The sequence below is a fragment of the Microbispora sitophila genome, assembly GCF_014892245.1.
Classification (GTDB): domain Bacteria; phylum Actinomycetota; class Actinomycetes; order Streptosporangiales; family Streptosporangiaceae; genus Microbispora; species Microbispora siamensis.
Map to the genome: position 1 here is coordinate 169,939 of NZ_JADBGC010000016.1, position 20,027 is coordinate 189,965.

At 72.1% G+C, this 20,027-nt stretch carries 22 protein-coding genes; 13 read left to right on the forward strand and 9 right to left on the reverse strand.

Annotated features, from left to right (window positions below):
- Positions 1-94: 94 nt before the first annotated feature.
- A complete protein-coding gene (locus tag IL992_RS28290; RefSeq protein WP_193206411.1) occupies positions 95-1,369 on the reverse strand; it encodes an erythromycin esterase family protein in 1,275 nt (424 codons plus the stop codon).
- 55 nt (positions 1,370-1,424) lie between these two features.
- Complete coding sequence (locus tag IL992_RS28295) at positions 1,425-2,078, reverse strand: CatB-related O-acetyltransferase (RefSeq protein ID WP_193206412.1); 654 nt, start codon at positions 2,076-2,078, stop codon at positions 1,425-1,427.
- A 479-nt stretch (positions 2,079-2,557) separates the two neighbouring features.
- Here IL992_RS28295 and IL992_RS28300 point away from each other — a divergent pair, with 479 nt between their 5' ends.
- A complete protein-coding gene (locus tag IL992_RS28300; protein WP_319018880.1) occupies positions 2,558-3,169 on the forward strand; it encodes a TetR/AcrR family transcriptional regulator in 612 nt (203 codons plus the stop codon).
- A gap of 98 nt (positions 3,170-3,267) precedes the next feature.
- On the opposite strand, the gene IL992_RS28305 is transcribed toward IL992_RS28300, so the two are convergent.
- Positions 3,268-4,392, reverse strand: a complete 1,125-nt coding sequence (locus tag IL992_RS28305) for an Rv2578c family radical SAM protein (protein ID WP_319018881.1) — start codon at positions 4,390-4,392, stop codon at positions 3,268-3,270.
- A gap of 135 nt (positions 4,393-4,527) precedes the next feature.
- Between IL992_RS28305 and IL992_RS28310 the strand changes: the two genes are divergently transcribed.
- Positions 4,528-4,785: a DUF3040 domain-containing protein gene (locus IL992_RS28310; RefSeq protein ID WP_079313873.1), complete on the forward strand. Its 258-nt coding sequence runs from the start codon at positions 4,528-4,530 to the stop codon at positions 4,783-4,785.
- A 41-nt stretch (positions 4,786-4,826) separates the two neighbouring features.
- On the opposite strand, the gene IL992_RS28315 is transcribed toward IL992_RS28310, so the two are convergent.
- Together IL992_RS28315 and IL992_RS28320 are read right to left on the reverse strand one after the other, a co-directional pair.
- Positions 4,827-6,044, reverse strand: coding sequence for an RNA polymerase sigma factor (locus IL992_RS28315; protein ID WP_193206414.1), 1,218 nt, complete (start codon positions 6,042-6,044; stop codon positions 4,827-4,829).
- The gene (locus tag IL992_RS28320) at positions 6,034-6,378 is read right to left on the reverse strand and encodes a YciI family protein (RefSeq protein WP_193206415.1); all 345 of its coding nucleotides are present in this window, start codon (positions 6,376-6,378) and stop codon (positions 6,034-6,036) included. The genes IL992_RS28315 and IL992_RS28320 overlap by 11 nt, the downstream gene beginning before the upstream one ends.
- Before the next feature lie 272 nt (positions 6,379-6,650).
- On the opposite strand from IL992_RS28320, the gene IL992_RS28325 reads away from it, so the two are divergent.
- Complete coding sequence (locus tag IL992_RS28325; protein WP_193206416.1) at positions 6,651-7,151, forward strand: SRPBCC family protein; 501 nt, start codon at positions 6,651-6,653, stop codon at positions 7,149-7,151.
- 134 nt (positions 7,152-7,285) lie between these two features.
- On the opposite strand, the gene IL992_RS28330 is transcribed toward IL992_RS28325, so the two are convergent.
- Both IL992_RS28330 and IL992_RS28335 read right to left on the reverse strand, forming a co-directional pair.
- A complete protein-coding gene (locus tag IL992_RS28330; RefSeq protein ID WP_193206417.1) occupies positions 7,286-8,908 on the reverse strand; it encodes a penicillin-binding transpeptidase domain-containing protein in 1,623 nt (540 codons plus the stop codon).
- Between the two features lie 60 nt (positions 8,909-8,968).
- Positions 8,969-9,592 carry a lysophospholipid acyltransferase family protein gene (locus tag IL992_RS28335; protein WP_193206471.1) on the reverse strand — a complete coding sequence of 208 codons (624 nt, stop codon included), beginning with the start codon at positions 9,590-9,592 and terminating at the stop codon, positions 8,969-8,971.
- Between the two features lie 176 nt (positions 9,593-9,768).
- On the opposite strand from IL992_RS28335, the gene IL992_RS28340 reads away from it, so the two are divergent.
- From IL992_RS28340 to IL992_RS28360, 5 genes are all read left to right on the forward strand, one after another.
- Positions 9,769-10,326, forward strand: a complete 558-nt coding sequence (locus tag IL992_RS28340) for a TetR/AcrR family transcriptional regulator (RefSeq protein WP_193206418.1) — start codon at positions 9,769-9,771, stop codon at positions 10,324-10,326.
- Positions 10,327-10,355: 29 nt separating this feature from the next.
- Complete coding sequence (locus IL992_RS28345) at positions 10,356-10,943, forward strand: DUF4865 family protein (RefSeq protein ID WP_226873943.1); 588 nt, start codon at positions 10,356-10,358, stop codon at positions 10,941-10,943.
- Between the two features lie 269 nt (positions 10,944-11,212).
- Positions 11,213-11,749 (forward strand): GNAT family N-acetyltransferase, encoded by a 537-nt coding sequence (locus IL992_RS28350; RefSeq protein WP_319018883.1) that lies wholly within the window; start codon positions 11,213-11,215, stop codon positions 11,747-11,749.
- 5 nt (positions 11,750-11,754) lie between these two features.
- Entirely contained in the window at positions 11,755-12,753 is a 999-nt protein-coding gene (locus IL992_RS28355; RefSeq protein WP_193206420.1) for an NAD-dependent epimerase/dehydratase family protein, read from the forward strand.
- Positions 12,750-14,144, forward strand: coding sequence for a pyridoxal phosphate-dependent decarboxylase family protein (locus tag IL992_RS28360; protein ID WP_193206421.1), 1,395 nt, complete (start codon positions 12,750-12,752; stop codon positions 14,142-14,144). Before IL992_RS28355 ends, IL992_RS28360 begins: the two co-directional genes overlap by 4 nt.
- Positions 14,145-14,148: 4 nt before the next feature.
- Here the strand turns inward: IL992_RS28360 and IL992_RS28365 are convergent, their stop codons facing one another.
- The gene (locus IL992_RS28365) at positions 14,149-15,054 is read right to left on the reverse strand and encodes an alpha/beta fold hydrolase (protein WP_226873914.1); all 906 of its coding nucleotides are present in this window, start codon (positions 15,052-15,054) and stop codon (positions 14,149-14,151) included.
- A 67-nt stretch (positions 15,055-15,121) separates the two neighbouring features.
- Between IL992_RS28365 and IL992_RS28370 the strand changes: the two genes are divergently transcribed.
- On the forward strand, positions 15,122-15,667 hold the full coding sequence (locus tag IL992_RS28370) for a helix-turn-helix domain-containing protein (RefSeq protein ID WP_193206422.1): 546 nt from the start codon (positions 15,122-15,124) through the stop codon (positions 15,665-15,667).
- Positions 15,664-16,416, forward strand: a complete 753-nt coding sequence (locus tag IL992_RS28375) for a sulfite exporter TauE/SafE family protein (protein ID WP_193206423.1) — start codon at positions 15,664-15,666, stop codon at positions 16,414-16,416. Before IL992_RS28370 ends, IL992_RS28375 begins: the two co-directional genes overlap by 4 nt.
- Positions 16,417-16,487: 71 nt before the next feature.
- Here IL992_RS28375 and IL992_RS28380 read toward each other — a convergent pair whose 3' ends face one another.
- A complete protein-coding gene (locus IL992_RS28380; protein ID WP_193206424.1) occupies positions 16,488-16,871 on the reverse strand; it encodes a YybH family protein in 384 nt (127 codons plus the stop codon).
- A gap of 97 nt (positions 16,872-16,968) precedes the next feature.
- On the opposite strand from IL992_RS28380, the gene IL992_RS28385 reads away from it, so the two are divergent.
- From IL992_RS28385 to IL992_RS28395, 3 genes are all read left to right on the forward strand, one after another.
- The gene (locus IL992_RS28385) at positions 16,969-17,541 is read left to right on the forward strand and encodes a TetR/AcrR family transcriptional regulator (RefSeq protein ID WP_193206425.1); all 573 of its coding nucleotides are present in this window, start codon (positions 16,969-16,971) and stop codon (positions 17,539-17,541) included.
- Positions 17,534-19,138 (forward strand): glycosyltransferase, encoded by a 1,605-nt coding sequence (locus IL992_RS28390; RefSeq protein WP_193206426.1) that lies wholly within the window; start codon positions 17,534-17,536, stop codon positions 19,136-19,138. The genes IL992_RS28385 and IL992_RS28390 overlap by 8 nt, the downstream gene beginning before the upstream one ends.
- Before the next feature lie 232 nt (positions 19,139-19,370).
- Complete coding sequence (locus tag IL992_RS28395; protein ID WP_193206427.1) at positions 19,371-19,949, forward strand: SAF domain-containing protein; 579 nt, start codon at positions 19,371-19,373, stop codon at positions 19,947-19,949.
- Positions 19,950-20,027 lie beyond the last annotated feature (78 nt).

A 20,027-nucleotide genomic window follows, 5' to 3' on the forward strand; every position in this document is an offset into this window, starting at 1 on the left:
ATCATAGATGTCATTCCTTCCGTTGCTCCTGTCGTGACGGTCGCGACCAGCTTGCCCTCCGGCTGCCGAGGCCGATCGGCGTAGGCCGGGGTCCTCACATCTGGATGTCGTCGGCGACAGTGGAGGCCGGGGTGTTGAGGATGCCGTCGAACGCGTCGAGGACGGGGGTGTGCACGTAGGCGCTCTGTATCCGGATGCGGTCGGGGCCGGGGATCTCGTGGCCCGCCCGGCGGAGATCGGCGATGCTGAGCCCCAGACCGGCGTCGGCGAAGGCGGCTTCGACGCTTCCGGGCTCAGGCGGCTCCAGGGCGGTGTTGTCGACGGCGAAACCGAAGCGGGCGTTCTCGTCGGGACGCATGTCGGCGGTGTACCCGGTGATGCTGGTCAGGGCGAGGGCGACGTAGTCATCGCCCAGGGAGTTGTGCAGATGCTGTCCCATCGGGAGCCCCGTGAGGTGTCCGTCGAAGGAGATCGGCGTTTTCTGGATGTGGGCGTTGTGGGCCGCCAGCACGATGCGGGTTCCGGGGCCGAGGCGCTCCAGGTGCCACAGGACCGACCCGGCCATGTAGGCGTCCCGGGCCGAGGCGTCGGCGGTCAGGCCGCTTCCGGCGTACAGGTCGGCCATGGCGCGGAAGGTGTAGTCGCCCTGGCAGGCGCCTTCCAGGCGGCGCAAAGCGATGTCATAGCCGCGCTGGTCTGAGCGGGAGACGTACAGCGGTTCGACGGCGCGGAACCGGATGAGCAGGCGCATCAGGATCGCGCTGAGGGCGTCCTGTTCGGCGCTGGTCAGGCGGGTCCACGCGGGCGCGGCTGCGGCCGCGGAGGCACCGGCGAACGATCCGGCGATCCGCATCGCCGTCTGGACCGCCGGTAGGGCTTCGGGGTCGACCTGGCGGAGGTAGTCGGCGACCGGGGCCAGGGCGGGAAGCAAGGACCCACCGGCCGCCGGGATGTCGATCCCGGCGAAACGCACCGGCACCGCGGCTGTGGCGTTGTGTCGGCGGATCCAGCGCAGTGGCTCGTCGACTCCCACCGGGATCGCCATGGCGAGATGGGCCGACAGATCATGGTCCGTGCCCTCCCCCTGAGCCCAGGCGTCGAGGGGGAAGCCTTCGCTGAAGCCGTACTCGAAGGCCAGGACGGTGAAGCCGCAGCGTTCGACCAGGAACCGCAGGATTCGCCGGCGCATGAGAGAGAACTCCGTGATGAAGTGGGAGTTCTCGCCGATCGCGACGACGCGCGCGTTGCCGACTATGTCGCGCAACGGCTCCAGATCATCGAGTGGCGCCGCCGAATCGAGGTGGGTGAGCGGAACGGCATGGCGGCGAAGCCAGCCGGCGAACGGGTTGTGGTGGGACGAAGCGGGCATGCTGATGGCTCGATTCCGAAGTGCTGGAACTCTGACGTGCTGAAACGTGAGTGGATCATCGGTGCGGGGGCGCCGACGCCGCGGTCTCCAGGTCGTCGATGCTTCCGGACATGATCGTGCGGAGGTATTCGGTGATGTGCTGGAGCGGCCAGTCCCACCAGGCCACCGCGAGGAGACGCTCGATGTCCGCGTCGCTGTAGCGGCGGCGGATGAGCCGGGCGGGGTTGCCGCCCACGATGCCGTAGTCGGGGACGTCGTCGACGACGACGGATCCGGAGGCGACGATCGCTCCGTGACCGATGCGTACGCCGGGCATCACCATGGACCGGTATCCGAGCCAGACGTCGTTGCCGACCACGGTGTCGCCCCGTGCGGGCAGGCCGGTGACGAGGTCGAAGTGCTCCGTCCAGGAGCCGCCCATGATCGGGAAGGGGAACGTCGAGGGGCCGTCCATGCGATGGTTGGCGCCGTTCATGATGAACCGCACGCCCTCGCCCAGCGCGCAGAACTTCCCGATGACCAGTTTCTCCGGCCCGTAGTGGTACAGCACGTTGCGGGTCTCGAAGGCGGTCGGCTCGTCCGGGTCGTCGTAGTAGGAGAACTCGCCGACCTCGATCAGCGGTGAGGTGATCAGCGGTTTGAGCAGCACCACCCGCGGCTGCTCGGGCATCGGATGCAGCACGGTCGGGTCGGCGGGCACGGTCGGCATCACCGGTCGTTTCCTTTCAAGGGGGTGTTCGCGGGCCTGGGCGCGTCAGGCGTTGAGGACCTCTGACGGCTCGCCGAGCTTGCGCGCCAGGGCGAGAGACTGCGCAGTCCACAGGAGCCGGCCGACCGGCGCCGAGAGCCGGGCGGCAGGCGCGGCGGGATGTCTTGCCGAGTTCGTTCTCACGGGCGATCCCGACCCGCGATGAGCGAACAGGTCACCGAGTCACGGGCGAGCCTGCGGGCGAAGGACGTGGCGACGGCAAGAGCGGTGATCTGTGCGGGCATTCGGGCGCTCGGAAGCACTCGGGGACAGGGCGGCCGTCAGAGGCCGCACGGCCGGGCGAGCGCTTCGGGAGAGCATCGACGACTCCATTATTGCGACAGTTGATGCATTAAGATACTGCCACGACGCCGTCCCACCGAGCAACCGGACCGCCAGCGATGACTCCTTCAGCGCCACAACCCGAGGGTTCCGGCCCCGTGCCGCCGTCCAGGCGCCGCCCCGGCGGCCGTACCGCCCGTATCCGCAGGCAGGTGCTCGACGCGGTCCTCGCGGAGCTCGGGGAACGCGGTTATGACGGGCTCAGCATGGACGCCGTCGCCGCCCGCGCGGGTGTGCACCGTGCGACGGTGTACCGGCGCTGGGGAGATGTCGGAGGGCTGCTCGCCGACGTCCTGGACGCGGCCAGTGACGACGCCTGGCAACCCCCGGACACCGGCTCCCTGGAGGGCGACCTGGCGGCGCTGAACCGTGAGATCCAGGACGCGCTGACCGCACAGCCGCCGATCGTGTCGGCCCTGATCGCCGCCTCGTTCCGCTCCGACAAGGCCGAGCACGCCCAACGGCGGCTCTGGGAGGACCGCTACGTCCGCTGCGAGATCATCGTCGACCGGGCCATCCGGCGCGCCGAACTCCCCCCGCACACCGACGCCCGGCCACTGCTCATCGCCGCCACCGCACCCGTGTACCACCACCTGGTGCTTCTCCGCACACCACCCGACCCCGGCCTGCCCGGCCAGGCGGCCAGAACCGCCGCCCTCGCCGCAGCCGCCGGCGCCTTCACCGCGCCCTCGCCGGCCGGCGGCACCTGACGGGCCCGGCCAGGGCCGCCCCCGCCGATCCGGGTACGTGACGTGTGGCGGTCCGCGCGGCCGGTTGCACGGGAATCCTGCGGATGGAAGGCCGCTACCTAAAGGAGCGTGAGCTGTTCGGGCGTCGCGGCCGGTGCGGGCGGGGGGACCGGCCGCTCGCCGGGCCGCTGCCCAACACCGGCGCCGCGCGCCTCTGCTGCTCGATCGCCGCGCGCTCCTGCTGCTTCGCCCCCGCGCGGGGCCGACCGGCCGATGCCGTGCTCGCGGGCGAGCGTGCGCACGGCCTGGCTGATCCGTTCCTGGTATGCCTTGGGGGCGTAGGCGCCCCGGCCGTACAGCTCCAGATAGCGGGGGACGAGCCGGGGATGCTCGCGCGACAGCCAGGCCATGAACCACTCGCGCGCGCCCGGCCGCAGGTGGAGCACGATCGGTGTGACGTGCGTCGCGCCGGTCTCGGCGATGCGGCGCACGGTGGTCTCCAGCGCCCGCGGGGAGTCGCAGAGATAGGGGAGGATCGGCGCCATGAGCACGCCGCACGGGATGCCGTGCTCGTTCAGCGTGGCGCACACCTCCAGCCGCTTGCGCGGTGACGGGGTGCCGGGCTCGACGGCCCGCCACAGCGACTCGTCCGTGAATCCGACCGAAACGGCGGTGCTGACGTCGGTCACCTCGGCCGCCTCGGCGAGCAGGTCGAGGTCGCGCAGGATCAGCGAGCCCTTGGTGAGGATCGAGAACGGGTTGCGGGCGTCCCGCAGGGCCGCGAGGATGCCCGGCATCAGCTGGTAGCGGCCCTCGGCCCGCTGGTAGCAGTCGACGTTGGTCCCCATCGCGATGGGGTGCCCGCCCCATCGAGGCGCCGCCAGCTCCCTGCGTACGAGGTCGGGGGCGTTGACCTTCACGATGATCTTCGAGTCGAAGTCGCGGCCGGAGTCCAGGTCGAGGTATTCGTGCGTCCTGCGGGCGAAGCAGTACGTGCACGCATGGGTGCAGCCCCGGTAGGGATTGATCGTCCATTCGAACGGGACCCGGCTGGCCGAGGGGACCCGATTGATGATCGACCGCGCGTGGATCTCGTAGAACGTCACGCCCCGGAACTCCGGGGTGTCGAAGGTCCGCGTCACGGCCGACCGGGCGAACAGGGGCGTCGTCTCGCCCCGCCCGCCGTCTTGCCCGCCGTCCCCTGTGTCCATGCCCACGTCGAGGCGCAGCCCGTCCCACCGCACTCTCTGATTAGAACAGAGGTTCGATGGAGATCGCAACGTGCAACGCGTCGTAAATCGCGGCCCTGGAAACGGCTAACGATCTTCATCGTTGGGCAGAACGTCGGCACATACCTTGCGTTCTGGGAGTGTTGCGCGATGGCCTGGTCGCAGGACGAAGAGCGGATGCTGGCGATGATCGAGCGGCACCTCACCGACGAGGACCCGAAGCTTGCGGCCAGGCTCGAGTCGTTCAACCACCGTGCGGGGCGCGGGCGGCAGGGGCGGGGTGCGGGCCGTCGCCGGCCGGGCCGCTCCACCGTGATCATCGCGGTGAGCTGGCTGCTCATCGCCACGTTGATCGCGACCTTGCTGGTCATGGCCCTGCGGCACGACGCCGCGGCTCTCCCGGTGTAGCCGCGTTCAGGACCTCGCCGACCAGGCCGGTGCCGAGCCCGTCATGAGCCGGCGCTGCCGGGTTCTGTCCGGACGGAGGGCGCGGTCTCGCCCAGCCGCTCGGCGAGGAAGCGCCGTTCCGGCTCGGTCTGCGCGAGGTCGAGCGCCCGGCGGTAGGCGTGGTGAGCCTCGGCGGCGCGGCCGGCGCGACGCAGGAACTCTGCGCGGGTGGCGTGGAAGTACCGGTAGTGGCCGAGGTCGAGGCGGTCGAGGATGGCCAGGCCGGCTTCGGGCCCGTCGATCTCGGCCACGGCGATGGCCCGGTTCATTTCGACGATCGAAGAACGGGTCTGCCGGGCGAGCGTCTGGTACAGCGCGGCGATCTGCCGCCAGTCGCGGGGCTCATGCAGGTGCAGGTCGGCGATGGCCGCTTGGACCAGGTAGGGCCCGGGGCGGCCTCGTGCCATGGCCCGCCGCAACAGCGCCAGGCCCTCGTCGATCTGCCGCGTGTCCCACAGAGTACGGTCCTGGTCGTCGAGGGGGACGATCCGCCCGTCGCGCAGGCGGGCCGCTTTGCGCGCGTCGTGCAGCAGCATCAGCGCCAGCAGCGCGAGTACTTCAGGTTCGTCAGGCATCAGGCCGGCGAGCGCCCGGCCGAGGTGGATCGCTTCCGCGGTAAGGTCGACGCGGCCGCCGCCCCAGCCCTGGTTGAAGATCAGATAGACCACGGCGAGGACGGCCGCCAGCCGGTCGGGCAACTGGTGATCGGGCGGCACGGCGAACCGGATGCCCGCGTCGCGGATCTTGTGTTTGGCCCTGGTCAGCCGCTTGCTCATGGTCTCGAATGGGACGAGGAACGCCAGCGCGATCTCGTCGGTGGACAGGCCGCCGAGGGTGCGCAGGGTGAGCGCCACCTGCGCCTCGAGGGCGAGCGCCGGGTGACAGCAGGTGAAGATCAGCTCCAGTCGCTCGTCCGGGATGGCGGCGTCATCCATGGGTGCCTCCGGTGGCTGTGACCCCGTCTCGATGTCGCGGGTGAGCAACTTCGTCTTGTCGGCCAGGACCTGCCGGCGGCGCAGGTGGTCGATGGCGCGGTTGCGCGCGGTGGTGATGAGCCAGCCGGTGGGGTTGGCCGGTTCCCCGTCGCGTGGCCAGCGTTCGGCGGCGACGGCGAACGCTTCGGCGGCCGCGTCCTCGGCCAGTTCTATGTCGCCGAGGATCCCGACCAGTGTGGCCAGCACGCGACCCCACTGGTCGCGGAAGACGGCGTCAAGCGCCACGGAGGCGTCCGCCGAGGATGGGCCGCACCTCGATCGCGGTGCCGGGTCTGGTCACCTGGAGCAGTTCCGCAGCGGTGGCGAGTGCCCCGTCGAGATCGTCGGCCTCGATCAGGATCAGGCCGGCGAGATACTCCTTGCTGTCGATGAACGGCCCGTCGGTCAGCAGCATCCGCCCTTCTTCGTTGCGCAGCGTGGTCGCCGACTCCTCCGCGTGGAGCCGTGCCCAGCCGGTGACGTCCGGCCGGTCGAGCAGGGGGGCGAGAGCGTCCGGTATCGGGCGCGTCGCCCGGTCCGTGTCCTCCGCCGGGCTGTAGGCCAGCAACGCGTACTGCATGAGTCCTCCGGTCACGGGTCGGTGCCGCGTCAAGTATGAGACGAACGGCGTCGCCGCGGACGGACAGCGATTGCCGGGTGTTTTTTTCCAGCGGCGGTGTCCGTCCGGCGCGTGCCCGTTCGTCACTGCTGCGGATCCGCCGACAGGGGGCGGCGGGGGCGCTGGAGGAGCCGATGACGAACACCGGATTTCCGTCCGCCGATACCCCTGCCCGGCCGCCGGAGACGGAGGATCCCTGATTCCCGCGGCATCTCAGCGAATAAGGAGTATCGATGACCACCGAACCCATGCCCGGCCTGGACACCGCTCGGCTCGAGCGCACCTACGACGCTCCGGCGGAGCTCGTCTGGGAGCTGTTGACCACCGCCGCCGGCCTCGAGGAGTGGTGGGTGCCCGACGGTTTCGAGATCCGGGTGAGCGAGCTCGAACTCAGGCCCGGCGGTCAGCTGCGGTACAGCATGACCGCGACCGCGCCGGAACAGGTCGCGTTCATGCGGAACACCGGCAATCCACTCTCGACCGAGTTCCGCAAGACGTTCACCGAGGTCGCACCGGCGGCCCGCCTCGCCTACCTGTCGCTGATCGACTTCGTGTCCGGCCACGAGCCGTACGAGCACCTGACGACCATCGACATCGAGCCCGCAGGTGACCGCACGAACCTGGTCATGACGCTCGATCCCCTGCACGACGAAACCTGGACGCAGCAGCACCGCGCCCATCGCGGCAACGAGCTCGACAATCTCGCGGCGTTGATCAGGCGACGCACCAGGTGACCGCACATGCCTGAGCCCGCCTCGGCGGGGCCGGCCCGGATGCCAGGGGTGCGGGGGCTCGGCGGTGAAGACGTCGCCCGGAGCGGGAGGCCCGTCCGGTACGGCGGGCGCGGTCGCCCATCGCGTTCCCGACGTCAGGACAGGGACTTGAGGAAGTGCGCGGCGACGGGGGCGGCCACCTCGCCGCCCATGCCGCCGGCCTCCACGACGACCGCGAAGGCCAGGTCGCCGCGGAAGCCCATGAACCAGGCGTGCGAGTCGAGTTCGGGCCCGGTGCCGAACTCGGCGGTCCCGGTCTTGCCCGCCGTACCCGCGGGCAGTCCGGCGGCGTGGGCGGTGCCCTTGGTGACGACCGCCCGCATCATCGACCGCAGGTTCGTGACGACCTCCTCCGGCAGCTTCTTGGGAGCGGTCTTCTGCTCCAGCGAGGGCACCAGCGTGGGCGGCCGCCAGGAGCCGTCGGCCACCGCCGCGGCCACGGTCGCGATCACCAGCGGGCTGGCGGTGATCCTGGCCTGCCCGAACGACTCCGCGGCGAGTTCGGCGTCGCTGGTGGCCTTCGGCATGCTGCCGGGGGTCGCCGGGACGCCGATGCGCAGCGGCTGGTTGAAGCCCAGGTCCGTCGCCAGGTCGTACAGCTTGCGCGCGCCCAGCTTCTGGGCCGCGAGCGGGGCGAACGTCGTGTTGCACGAGTGGGCGTAGGAGTCGAGGAACGACAGCGACCCGAACGCCTCGTGGTCGGAGTTGCGGATCTTCAGTCCGCCGACGACCGCCTCCTTGGGACAGGTCACCCGGCTCGACGGGGTCAGTCCCTCGGCCAGCAGCCCGGCCGCCGTGACCGTCTTGAACGTGGATCCGGGAGCGTACTTGCCGTCCAGCGCCCGGTTGAACCCGCCCCTGTTGTTCACGACGGCGAGGATCTCGCCCGTCGAAGGCTTGACGGCGACGAGCGAGGCGATTTTGTTCAGGTCGCGCACCGCGTCGGCGGCGGCCTTCTGCACCTTCAGGTCGAGACTGGTCCGCAGGTCCTTGCCGGGGGAGCCCTTGACGGTGTGCAGGGTCTTCCGGCTCTCGCCCACCACCTGGATCTCGGTGGTGGGAGTGCCGGCGAGCTGCTTCTGGAACGTCTCCTGCAGGCCGCCGCGGCCCACGGCGTCGCCCTTCTTGTAGGCGGTGCCCAGCTTCTCGACGTCCTCGTCCTTGGCCTTGTCCAGGAAGCCGACGAGTTGCTGCACCGAGCCGCCCACGTCGCCGCCGTCGATGCGGTCGCCGTTGGCGTCGGTGACGGCCCCCCGCTGCGGCCACGACGTCTTCAGCGCCAGGTGGTTGGTCCCGTCGAGCGCGGGGTGGACCGCGGACGGCGACCAGTCGACCTTCCAGTAGTGGTCCTTGACCACGAGCTTGAGCGAGCCCTTGTAGGTCCAGTCGCCGACGTTCTTCACGGTGGCGGTGGCGGTGTAGGAGGCGGTCGCCCGGTCGTCCTTCGCCGCGCCGGCCCGTACGTCGCGGACGGCGACCTTCGTGACCGCGAGGTTCTTGGTGAGCTCGGCGTACGCCGCGTCGAAGCCGGCGGCGGGTGAGGCGAGCTCGGCCTTCATCGCCGCGAGGTCGCCCCTCGACCAGGCGGCGGTGAACCGGGCCGCGGTCTCCTGCGGCGTGCCGCGCGTGTGCAGCACGTAGTAGGCGCCACCGGCGGCCGCCCCCGCCAGCACGACGGCCACGACGGCCGAGATCGCGATAGTACGTCCTCGTGGCACGCGCACCCCCAACGACGGCCCTGTGGTCGGGACCAGAGCCTAGCGGGGCCAAATCGTTATTTACACTCCTGCTTCTCCGGCGCCCTTGACGCTGGCGCCGTACCGGGGGACGTACTCCTGGCCGGACAGGCGCTGGATCGCGGCCATGACCTCGTCGGTCACCCGCCGCCGGTCCCGGGCGCTGCCCGGGTCGCCGGTGAAGGTCATCGGCTCGCCGAACCGCACGCCGATGCCGTGCAAACGCGGCACCGAGGTGCCGGGCGGCAGCACCTTCTCGGTGCCGAGCATGGCGACGGGCACGACCGGGGCGCCGGTGGTCAGCGTGAGCCAGGCCACGCCCACCTTCCCCCGGTACAGGCGTCCGTCGGGGGAGCGGGTGCCCTCGGGGTAGATGCCGAACAGCTCGCCCGCCTTCAGCACCTCCACCGCGGCGTCGAGCATGTCCTGGGCGGCGGAGACGTTCTCCCGGTCGATCTCCATCGCGCCCATCGCGCGCATCCAGGCCGCGACGAGGGGGTTGCCGGTGAAGTACTCCTTCTTCGCCACGAACCGCACCATGCGCGGCACCACGGCCGGCATGAAGAACGAGTCGAGCACGGACAGGTGGTTGGAGGCGAGGATCGCGGGCCCGTGCGCGGGGACGTGCTCACGTCCTTCCATCCGCGGCCGCCACAGCGCGTGCATGACGGGAACGCTGACGAACTTCAGGGCGGGGTAGAGCACGGCCTCTCCTTCTCCGGTCCGACGGACATACCCTAGGCCGCCCGGACCCCCGTTCAGGTGTACGACCCCTGCAACACACTCCCTCATGTTTTGTTCGGCTTCACCAACACTTCTCTGTACCTACTAGTATGTACGGCATGAGCGCACCGGACCGCCTGATCGAGAGCACCCGCGAACTGCTGTGGGAGCGCGGCTACGTCGGGACCAGCCCGCGGGCCATCCAGCAGCGGGCGGGAGCCGGGCAGGGCAGCATGTATCACCACTTCTCCGGCAAGCCTGACCTCGCACTGGCCGCGATCGGCCGTACGGCGGAGGAGATGCGCGCCGGGGTCCAGGAGATCCTGGACGGCCCGGGCACGGCCCTCGAGCGCGTGTCGGCCTACCTGCGGCGCGAGCGGGAGGTGCTGCGGGGCTGCCCGATCGGCCGGCTCACCCAGGACCCCGACGTCATGGCCGATCCGGCGCTGCGGCGGCCGGTGGAGGAGACGTTCGCGTGGCTGCGCGACCGGCTCGCGGCGGTGCTGGCCGAGGGACGCGACCGGGGCGAACTCGGCGCCGGTTTCGATCCCGGAGCGACCGCCGCGACGGTCGTGGCGGTGCTGCAGGGCGGCTACGTCCTGGCCCGCGCGGCCGGCTCGCATGAGCCGTTCCACCAGGCCGTCGACGGCGTGCTCGCCCTGCTGTCCCGCCTCTGAGCGTCCGAGGAGACCCCGCCGTGTACGCGATGCAGTACGAGATCACCCTGCCCGCCGACTACGACATGTCGATCATCCGGGATCGGGTGGCCACCCGCGGCCACGCCCTCGACGACCGGGCCGGGCTCGGCCTCAAGGCCTACCTGATCCGAGAGCGGGGCGGCGCCGGGTCGCCGGTCAACCAGTACGCGCCGTTCTACCTCTGGCACGACGCCGGGAGGATGGGTGAGTTCCTGGCCGGCGGGGGCGGCTTCCAGGGGATCGTCGGCGACTTCGGCCGGCCGGTCGTCCAGCACTGGACGGGCCTGGCCGTCGAGGCCGGCCCGGCCGGAGGCACGGCGCCCCTCGCGGCGTCGCGCCGGCTGACGCCGATGCCCGCCTCGGCCGACCCGGCGGAGCAGGTGGCCGGAGCCCTCGCCGAACTGCGTGACCTGAGCGGCGCCGAGGGCCTGCACACCGCCGCACTCGCCGTGGACCCGCATCACTGGCGGCTGGTGACCTTCGCGCTGTGGGAGCGGGAGGTGCCCGCCGCCGCGCACGCCGGCGCGGAACGCTACGAGGTGCTGCACCTGTCCGCGCCCGGCCTGGGGAGCCTGCCCCGGGGCCGGGCCTGGTGAGCAGGGCGGGAAAAGAACGACGCCCCGCGAGAACGAGTCTCGCGGGGCGCCCACGTCGAGGGCCGATGTGGCGGTCGCCTCCTCGGCGAGATGCACAACACGGCTCCAGCCGAACGGTATTCCGTGAAGGCGGTGATTGCGGCCCGGGGGACACAAACCACATCGGCCATGAATGACTTTAGCCGACTTCCGCCCCTGCTTTCTCCCGCCCCCCGCATCGGGGTCCGTCATCAGCGCCCCAAGAAGCCTGCGTGCACTATCGTCGGCAGGTGGCGAATTCGATCAAAACAGAACGGCTCGTGCTGCGGCGCTGGCGCGAGGAGGACAAGGAGCCCTTCGCCGCTTTGAACGCCGATCCGGTCGTCATGGAGCACTTCCCGGCCACGCTCTCCCGGGAGGAGAGCGACGCGCTGGTCGAGCGCATCGAGGCCGGTTTCGACGAGCGCGGGTTCGGCTGGTGGGCGGTCGAGGCGGACGGGGAGTTCATCGGCTTCACCGGATTGCAGGTCCCGAGGTTCACCGCCCACTTCACGCCGTGTGTGGAGATCGGCTGGCGGCTCGCCCGCTCCGCCTGGGGGCGCGGGTACGCCACGGAGGCGGCGCGGGCGTCGCTGGAGGACGGGTTCGGCCGGGTCGGCCTGACCGAGGTCGTCTCGTTCACGGCGGTGCCGAACGTCCGCTCGCAGGCGGTCATGCGACGGCTCGGGATGACCCACGACCCGGCCGGGGACTTCGACCACCCGGTGCTTCCCGAGGGGCACCCGCTGCGCCGCCACGTGCTGTACCGGATCCGGAGGCAGGGGTGAGCGGCATGCGGTTGCTGGTGCTGGGCGGCACGACGTTCGTCGGCCGGTGGGTGGTCACGGCCGCCGTGGAGCGAGGCTGGCACGTCACCACGTTCACCCGCGGGCTCGCGGGATGGGCCCACCCCGGGGCCGAGGCGGTGACCGGTGACCGGCTCCGTCCGGCCGACCTGGCCCCGCTCGCCGAGGGCCGCTGGGACGCCGTGGTGGACACCTGGGCCGGCGCGCCCCGGGTCGTGCGCGACAGCGCCCGCGCGCTGGCGGGGTGCGCGGACAGGTATGTGTACGTCTCCAGCAGGGCGGTGTACGCGCCCCCGACGCCGGCCGGCCTGAACGAGGACTGGCACACGGTCGAGGCGTCGGCGGACGCCGGGGACACCGACTACGCCCCCAACAAGCGCGGCGGCGAGATCGCCGTGGAGGAGGCCTTCGGCGACCGCGCCGTACTGGCCCGGGCCGGGCTGATCCTCGGGCCGTACGAGCTTCCGGGGCAGCTGCCGCACTGGCTGCTGCGGGCCGCGCGGGGCGGGGAGATGCTCGCCCCCGGCCCGGCCGACCAGCCGTTCCGCTACGTGGACGTACGGGACCTCGCGGCCTGGATCCTCGACGCGACCGAGGGCGGCGTGCCCGGCCCGGTCAACCTGGTCAACCCGGAGGGGCACGCGACGACCCGCGACCTGTTGGAGTCCGCGGTCGCCGTCACCGGCGGGCTGACGGAGCTGGTCTGGGTCGAGCCCGAGGCGATCGAGGCCGCCGGGATCGACCGGTGGGCGGCGCTGCCGGGATGGATCCCGCCCGGTCCCGCGCTGGCCGGGCTGATCCGGACCGACGTCGGCCGGGCCCTGGCGACCGGGCTGCGGTGCCGTCCGGTGGTGGAGACCGTCGCGGACACGTGGGCGTGGCTGACCGGGTCCGGCGAGATCCCCTCGTTCCCGCCCGGGCTCGACCCCGCCGAGGAGCGTGCCGTGATCGACGCCTGGCGGCGGTCGGCGCCCCCGACGCCATGACGGACGACCTGCGCGAGGCGGCGCGACGGGCCGCGGACGCCGCGGCGGGCCATCTGGCCGCGGTTCCCGGCGGGCCGGTGTGGCGGCCGGTGGCCGGCCCGGACCTGGAATGGCTGACGCGGCAGCCGCTGCCCGCCGCGGGGCGCCCGCTCGCGGAACTGCTGGGCGACGTGGACCGGCACGTGCTGCCCTACCCGATGGGCAACGGGCACCCCCGGTTCTTCGGCTGGGTCAACTCCCCGCCCTCGGCGGCGGGCGTCGTGGTCGCCCCGTTGGCCGCGGCGATGAACCCGAGCTGCGCCGGGGGCGAGCATGCGGGCGTCCTGCTGGAGCGCACCGCCGTCCGGTGGCTGGCGGAGCTGGCGGGCTTCCCCCACCGGCCGGGCGCGGGCCTGCTGACCAGCGGAGCGTCCATGGCCACCGTCGTCGCGCTCGCCGCGGCGCGGCAGCGCGCCGTCCCGGACGTCCGGGAGACGGGCCTGTACGGGCAGCCTCCGCTGGCCCTCTATCTGCCGGAGGAGGGCCACAGCTGCCTGCGCAAGGCGGCCGAGCTGCTCGGCCTGGGCAGCGGGCACATCCGCACCGTCCCCGTCGACGAGGCGTTCCGCATGGACACCGCCGCGCTGCGCCGCCTCGTCGTGGCGGACCGTGAGGCGGGAGCGCGCCCGTTCTTCGTGGCGGCAAGCGCGGGGACGGTCAACACCGGGGCCGTCGATCCTCTGGAGGACGTCGCCGAGGTCGCGCGCGAGCACGGGCTGTGGTTCCACGTCGACGGCGCCTACGGCGCGCTCGGCGTGCTCGCGGACGAGTGCCGCCCCGCGTACGCCGGACTGGAGCTGGCGGACTCCCTCGCGCTGGACCCGCACAAGTGGCTCGGCGTCCCGGTCGACTGCGGATGCGTCCTGTTCCGCGACGCCTCCGGCCCGCGCGCGGCGTTCAGCCTCGTCCCGCCGTACCTGCGGGACGACGACGCCGGTGAGCTGGGGTGGTTCTCCGAGTACGGGCCGGAGCAGACCCGGCCGTTCCGCGCGCTGCGCGTGTGGGCCACGATCGCGCACCTGGGCCGTGACGGCGTCGCCGGACTGGTGCGGCACACCACCCGGCTGGCGCGCGTTCTGGCCGCGATGATCGAGGACGCCGCCGACTTCGACCTGCTCGCCCCGGTCGTCACCTCGGTCGTCGCGTTCCGGCACCGGCCCGCAGGCCTCGACACCGCCGAGGTGGAGAGCCTGAACGAGGCGATCCCCGCCGCCGTGCAGCGGCGCGGGCGCGCCTTCCTCACCGGCACCCGGCTGCGCGGCGCGGCGGCCCTGCGCGCCTGCGTGCTCCACCCGGACACGACCGAGGCCGACCTCGCGGTCCTGCTGGAGGAGATCCGGGCCGTCGTGTGACGCCTCAGGCGGCGGCCGTCAGGTCGCGGATCGCCCGCAGCACCTCCTCGGCCCGCTCGACGTGGAGGTGCTGATGGGAGGCGCCGTCGATGACGCGCTGCTCTCCCGCGGGCACCGAGCGGGCGATCGCCGCGTGCAGGGCGCGCACCCCGTCGTGCGCCTCACGCACCACCTCCTCCGGCATGAACTTCGCCCAGTAGGGGTTCGCGCCGCCCGCGGTCAGCACGATCAGCGGGACGTCGGGCAGCGGCCCGCCGCCGCGCAGCTCGCCGTAGATCTCGGTCTCGAAGTTCTCCGTCTCCGACAGGCTCGTCCGCCACGACGCCAGGTGGTGGTCGATCAGCGCCTCGCGCACCGGCGCGGGCCACCCGGCGTACAGGCGGGCGTACGCCTCGCGGGCGGCCCGGCGCTGCTCGTCGGTCAGCTCCGGCATCCGCGCCGGGTCCGGACGCATCCGCTCGGCCAGCTCGGCTGCCTGCGCCGGCATGTGGTCGAGGATGTCCTCGTGGCCGGGGTCCAGCAGGAGGAGACCGGCGACCTCGCCCGGGAAGAGCTGCGCGTACCGGCGCGCGTAGAAGGCGCCGAGGGAGTGGCCGACCAGGAGGAAAGGCCCGGGAACCGCCGCGGCCCGCAGGAGGTCGCGCAGTTCGACGGCGACCTCGGCCGCGCCGCGGGGGAGAGGCACGGACGTGCTCCAGCCCGTGCCGGCGCGGTCGTACAGCACGCTCGTGGTGAACGCGGCTGCGCCCTCCTGGACGTTGAGGAAGTCGAGGCCCACCAGGCCCGCGCCGGGCAGGAACACCACGCTCGGCCCGCCCGAGCCCGAGCGGTGCAGCATCAGCCGCCGTTCTCCGACGTCGTACAGGCGCCCCAGTGGCGGGGCCGTTGTCTCCGATGACGGTCGTCCCATGCCGTTCTCTCCCGCACTGATCGTTCGCATTTCTGCGAACGGTCGCACACATGCGATCATTCGGACCATGGACGTGATGGAGGTGCTCGCGCATCCGGTGCGGCTGCGCGTCGTGCAGGCACTCGCCGGTGGGCGGGTTCTCACGACATCGCAGCTGTGCGAGCGCATATCGGATGTGCACAAGGCGACCGTCTACCGCCACGTGAGCGCGCTCGCCGACGCCGGCGTGCTGGAGGTGGACGGCGAGCACCGCGTGCGCGGCGCGGTGGAACGGCGCTACCGGCTGCGCGAGCGCGTGGTGATCGACGCCGACACCGTGGCGGCGATGTCGCCGGAGGACCACCGGCGAACCTTCGCCACGGCGATGGCCGCGCTGATCTCCGAATTCGACGCCTATCTCGGCCTGGACGGCGCCGATCCGGTGGCCGACGAGGTGGGTTACCGGCAGCACGTGCTGTGGCTGAGCCGGGAGGAGCGCGCCGAGATGATCGAGGAATTGCGTGCGATCATCGTCGCGCGGATGAGGAACGAGCCCGCGCCGCATCGCAGGCGGCACCTGCTCAGCCCGATCCTGTTCCCGGTCGAGACGCCCCCGCCGGACGACGGGGCGTGACCGGCCTCGGGGACGTCGCGCTGCTGGCCGCCGCCGGGGTGCTCGCCGGGCTGGTCGGCACCGCGGGCGGCATCACCTCCCTCATCTCCTATCCGGCCCTGCTCGCGGCGGGCCTTCCCGCCCTCGCGGCGAACGTGGCCAACATCGTCGCGCTCGTCGCCTGCTGGCCAGGCTCGGCCCTGGCCTCGCAGCCCGAGCTGCGCGGGAAGGGGTCGTGGCTGCGGCGATGGGTGCCGCTGTCGGCGCTCGGCGGGGCGGCGGGGTCGGCGTTGCTGCTGTCCACCCCGTCCGATGTCTTCGCCCGCGTCGTGCCGTTCCTCGTGGCCGCGGGTTCGCTCGCGTTGCTCGCGCAGCCTCGGCTCGCCGTACGCCACGAGCGGCGCGGTTCACCTGACGCCGTGCTTCCGCTCGGGCTGACCGCCCTGTCGGTCTACAACGGATACTTCGGCGCGGGGTCGGGGGTGATGATCCTCGCGCTCCTCCTGGTGACCGCCGAGCCGCGGCTGCCCGCCGCCAACGCCCTGAAGAACATGCTTCTCGGCGCCGGCGCCCTGGTCTCCGCCGCCGGATTCGCCGTCTTCGGGCCCGTCGACTGGGCCGCCGTCGCCCCTCTCGCCGTGGGCCTGTTCGCCGGGTCCACGCTCGGCCCCCGGGTCACCCGGCGCCTGCCGGCCGGGCTGCTGCGCTGGCTGGTCGCCCTGATCGGCCTCGGCCTGGCGGTCCGCCTGTGGGTCGCACCCGGCGGCTGATCGCCGATTTCACGTGCGCCGCGGGTGGACCTGGTCGACTCGGGAGCCGCTGGGAATGACCGCGGGCGCGTTCAGTCCGCTGTCGCACCGGCGGGGTTCGCGTCGTCGCCGAGATACGTCCCATACCCGTCGACCACCAGCGGGCCGTCGAAGACAAGCACCTCGTTGACCAGGCCGCCCTTCTGGTTGCGGTAGTTGATGACCAGGCAATCGACGCCGATGTAGACGTTGAGGACCTCGAACCGAAGGTCGGGGATGCGCCGCAGCCCCTCCACCCAGTAGGCGCGCAGAGCCGCCTTGCCCTGGATGGTCCCATCGCCACCGACAAGCTGCGCCGCGACCGGCGAACGGAACGTCACATCCTCCGCGAAGTGAGCCAGCACCGCGTCCACGTCATGGGCGTTCCACGCCTTCACCCAGCTGTCCACGAATTCCCGCACCAGACCATGATCCATACACGCGATTATGTCACGAGCAGCCTTTCAGTTGACTCACCGATCAATTGAATATAGGTCTGAGTCCATGGAAAGTGAGACCAGGCGCCCGTATCGCATGGGTGCCCGGGCCGCGGCGGTGGAGGTCACGCGTACGCGCGTGCTTGAGGCGGCGGCCGCGCTGTGGATGCGGCATTGGTACGACGACGTCACGCTGCAGGACGTCGCCGACGAGGCGGGTGTGTCGGTGCAGACGATCGTCAACCGCTTCGGCGGCAAGGACGGGCTGGCCGACGCCGTCGCCGACCTGGTGGCGTCGCAAGCGGCGGTCACCCGTCAGGCGCCGACCGGTGATGTCGCGGAGATCGTGGCCGTGCTCTTCGAGGACTACGAGCGGCACGGCGACGCCAACGTGCTCTGGACCGCGCAGATGGACCGCGTCCCGGCGATCGCCCGGGCGGCCGCCCACGCTCGCGCACAGCATCGGGAGTGGCTGGAACGGGTCTTCGCCGACCGCCTCCCGGCCCCGGGCCCCGCCCGCGAGCACGCGCTGAACCTGCACCACGCCGCCACGGACGTCTACCTGTGGAAGCTGTGGCGGCGGGACCTCGGCCTGTCGCGTGAGGACGCCGAACGTGCCATGTGCGACCTGTTGACCGCGATCGACCCCCGAAAGAGCCACGATGCGTAGGAATTTCCTGTTCGCCACCTGGTCGGGCGGCGGAGCCGTGCCGCCCGTCCGGTCGATCGCCCGCGCGCTGCGCGAACGCGGCCACGGCGTCCGGGTGCCGGCCGACAGGTCACTGCACGAGGAAGTGGTCGCCAGCGGTGTGGAACCGGTCGCCTGGACCACGGCGCCCCAGGGCGACGCCACCGATCCGGCCAAGGACGTCATCAAGGACTTCGAGGCCCGCACGCCGCTGGGCGCGTTCGTGCGGCTGAGGGATCGCATCGTCTGCGGGCCCGCGGCCGATTACGCCCGGGACACGCTGGCCGAGTTGCGTGCCCGCCCGGCCGACGTGCTGGTCGCCGAGCACATGCTGCTCGGCGCGCTCACCGGCGGCGAGGCCGCCGGAATTCCCCTGGCCTCGCTGGTGACGACCCTTTATCCGTTCCCCACCCCGGGGGCGCCACCGCCCGGCCCGGGCCTCGCCCCCGCCTCGGGCGTGCTGGGACGCCTGCGCGATCGGGTGCTGACACAGCTGATCCTCAAACCGTGGGGGAAGGGGTTGCCGGCGCTGAACACCGCCCGCACCGCGCACGGCCTACCGCCGGTGGACTCGGTGATCGACGCGTTCGATCTCGTCGACCGGCTGCTCGTGCTGTCCCCGCGTGCGCTGGACTACCCCGGCAGGCGCTTCCCCGCTCACCTGCGGCACGTCGGCCCGCGGCTCGACGACCCGGCCTGGGCCGGGGGACTGGAGCTGCCGGAAGGTGACGCACCGCTGGTCCTGGCCGGCCTGAGCTCGTCGTTCATGAACCAGCACACGCAACTCCAGCGCATCGCCGAAGCCCTCGGCACGCTGCCGGTGCGCGGGCTGCTGACCACCGGCCCGGCCGTGGATCCCGCGACGGTCCGCGCGCCCGGCAACGTCCTGGTCACCTCGGCCGCCCCGCACAACACCGCGCTGCGCCACGCCGCGGTGACGATCACGCACGCCGGCCACGGGACGGCCGTCAAGTCCCTGGCCGCCGGGGTCCCCCTGGTCTGCGTGCCGCTCGGACGCGATCAGATCGAGGTGGCACGGCATGTCGAAGTCGCCGGCGCCGGGATCGCCGTGAGCAAGAACGCCTCCCCCCGCACGATCGCCCGGGCGGTCGACCGTGTCCTCCACGAGCCCTCCTACCAGCGCGAAGCGCGGCGCCTGGCGGCCGAGATCGCGGCCGAGACGGCCACCGACCGAGCGGTCGCCGAACTCGAGGCCCTCGCCGGACGAGCGACCGGCAGAGGCGAGGGCGCCCCCGGAGCGAGCCGGCCGAACCGTCCGGGCCATCACGGACGTTGTCGAACTGACCCCACAGGCCGCCGGCCGCATCCCATGGACCACCCCGTCCGCATCAACCCACAGGTCGTACCACTTCTGGCTGGACGGCGCGGGGCAGTGGACGAGCAAGTCCAAGCGGGTGCAGGCCGGGGATGTGTGGGCAGAGGTGACGGCCTCCCCACGGCGGCTCGTCGTCTCCCCGGAAGCGGGCCTGCCCGATGTCGTTTGCGATGGCCCGGGTACGCCGTACGACCCGCATCGCCCGCCGGAGGAGCAGGAGAGCGGCTGCGCCTATCTGCATGAGCGGTTGTCGGCCGGCCAGCCGCGCGACGCCGGGGCGCGATGTGGCGGAGGTCTGGGGGAGTGGGAGGCCCGCTGGCCCCGATCAGCCGGTCCACCTCCTATGCCCTGCCCGTGGCCGAGGCGCAGGCCCTGGTCGCGGACTGACTTTTAAGAAGTTCGCTTCCGGATGGTGCGCACGTGGACGTGTGAGACGGTCACGGCCCTTCCCTTGCCGAGGCGGCGCCGGTCACCGATGTTCCTGCTCGTCGTGGTCTTCATCGGGGCGGGCATGCTGGCCGGGCAGTACGCCTACACCGAGCTCGACCAGCGCAGGCCGCTGCTGATGGTCGCCCGGGACGTCCCCATAGGGCAGGTGATCACCGCCGATGATCTGGCCTCGGTGCAGATCTCGGCGGACCCCCGGATTGCCACCGTCCCGGCGGAGCGGCTGGCGTCTACGGTCGGCCGGGTCGCGGCCGCCGGCCTTACGGCCGGCGCGCTCCTGGCGGAGAGCCAGACGACGGACGCGATGACGCCGGGCCCCGGCCAGCAGTTGGTGCCGCTCGCGCTCAAGCCGGGTCAGCTTCCGGCCCGGGGCCTTCATGCCGGTGACCGCGTTCTGGTCGCCGCCGAGCTGACCGATCCCGGGCAGGAGACCCGGGCCGTGACGAAGGACGTGCCCGCCGTTGTCGACCGGGTGGGGGAGCCGGACCCTGACGGCGTGCGGGTCGTCGACCTGCTGGTCGGCCCTGGGGCCGGTGGCTTCATCGCGCGTGAGGCCATGGGCGGGCACATCGCCCTCATCCTCACCTCCCGGAGGGACGGGGCGTGATCGGTCGAGGTTCCTCCGTGTGGTGGCCGCGCTGCTGCCGGTACGGCTCGCGGGTGTCGGCCGCCAGGGCTCCGTTGT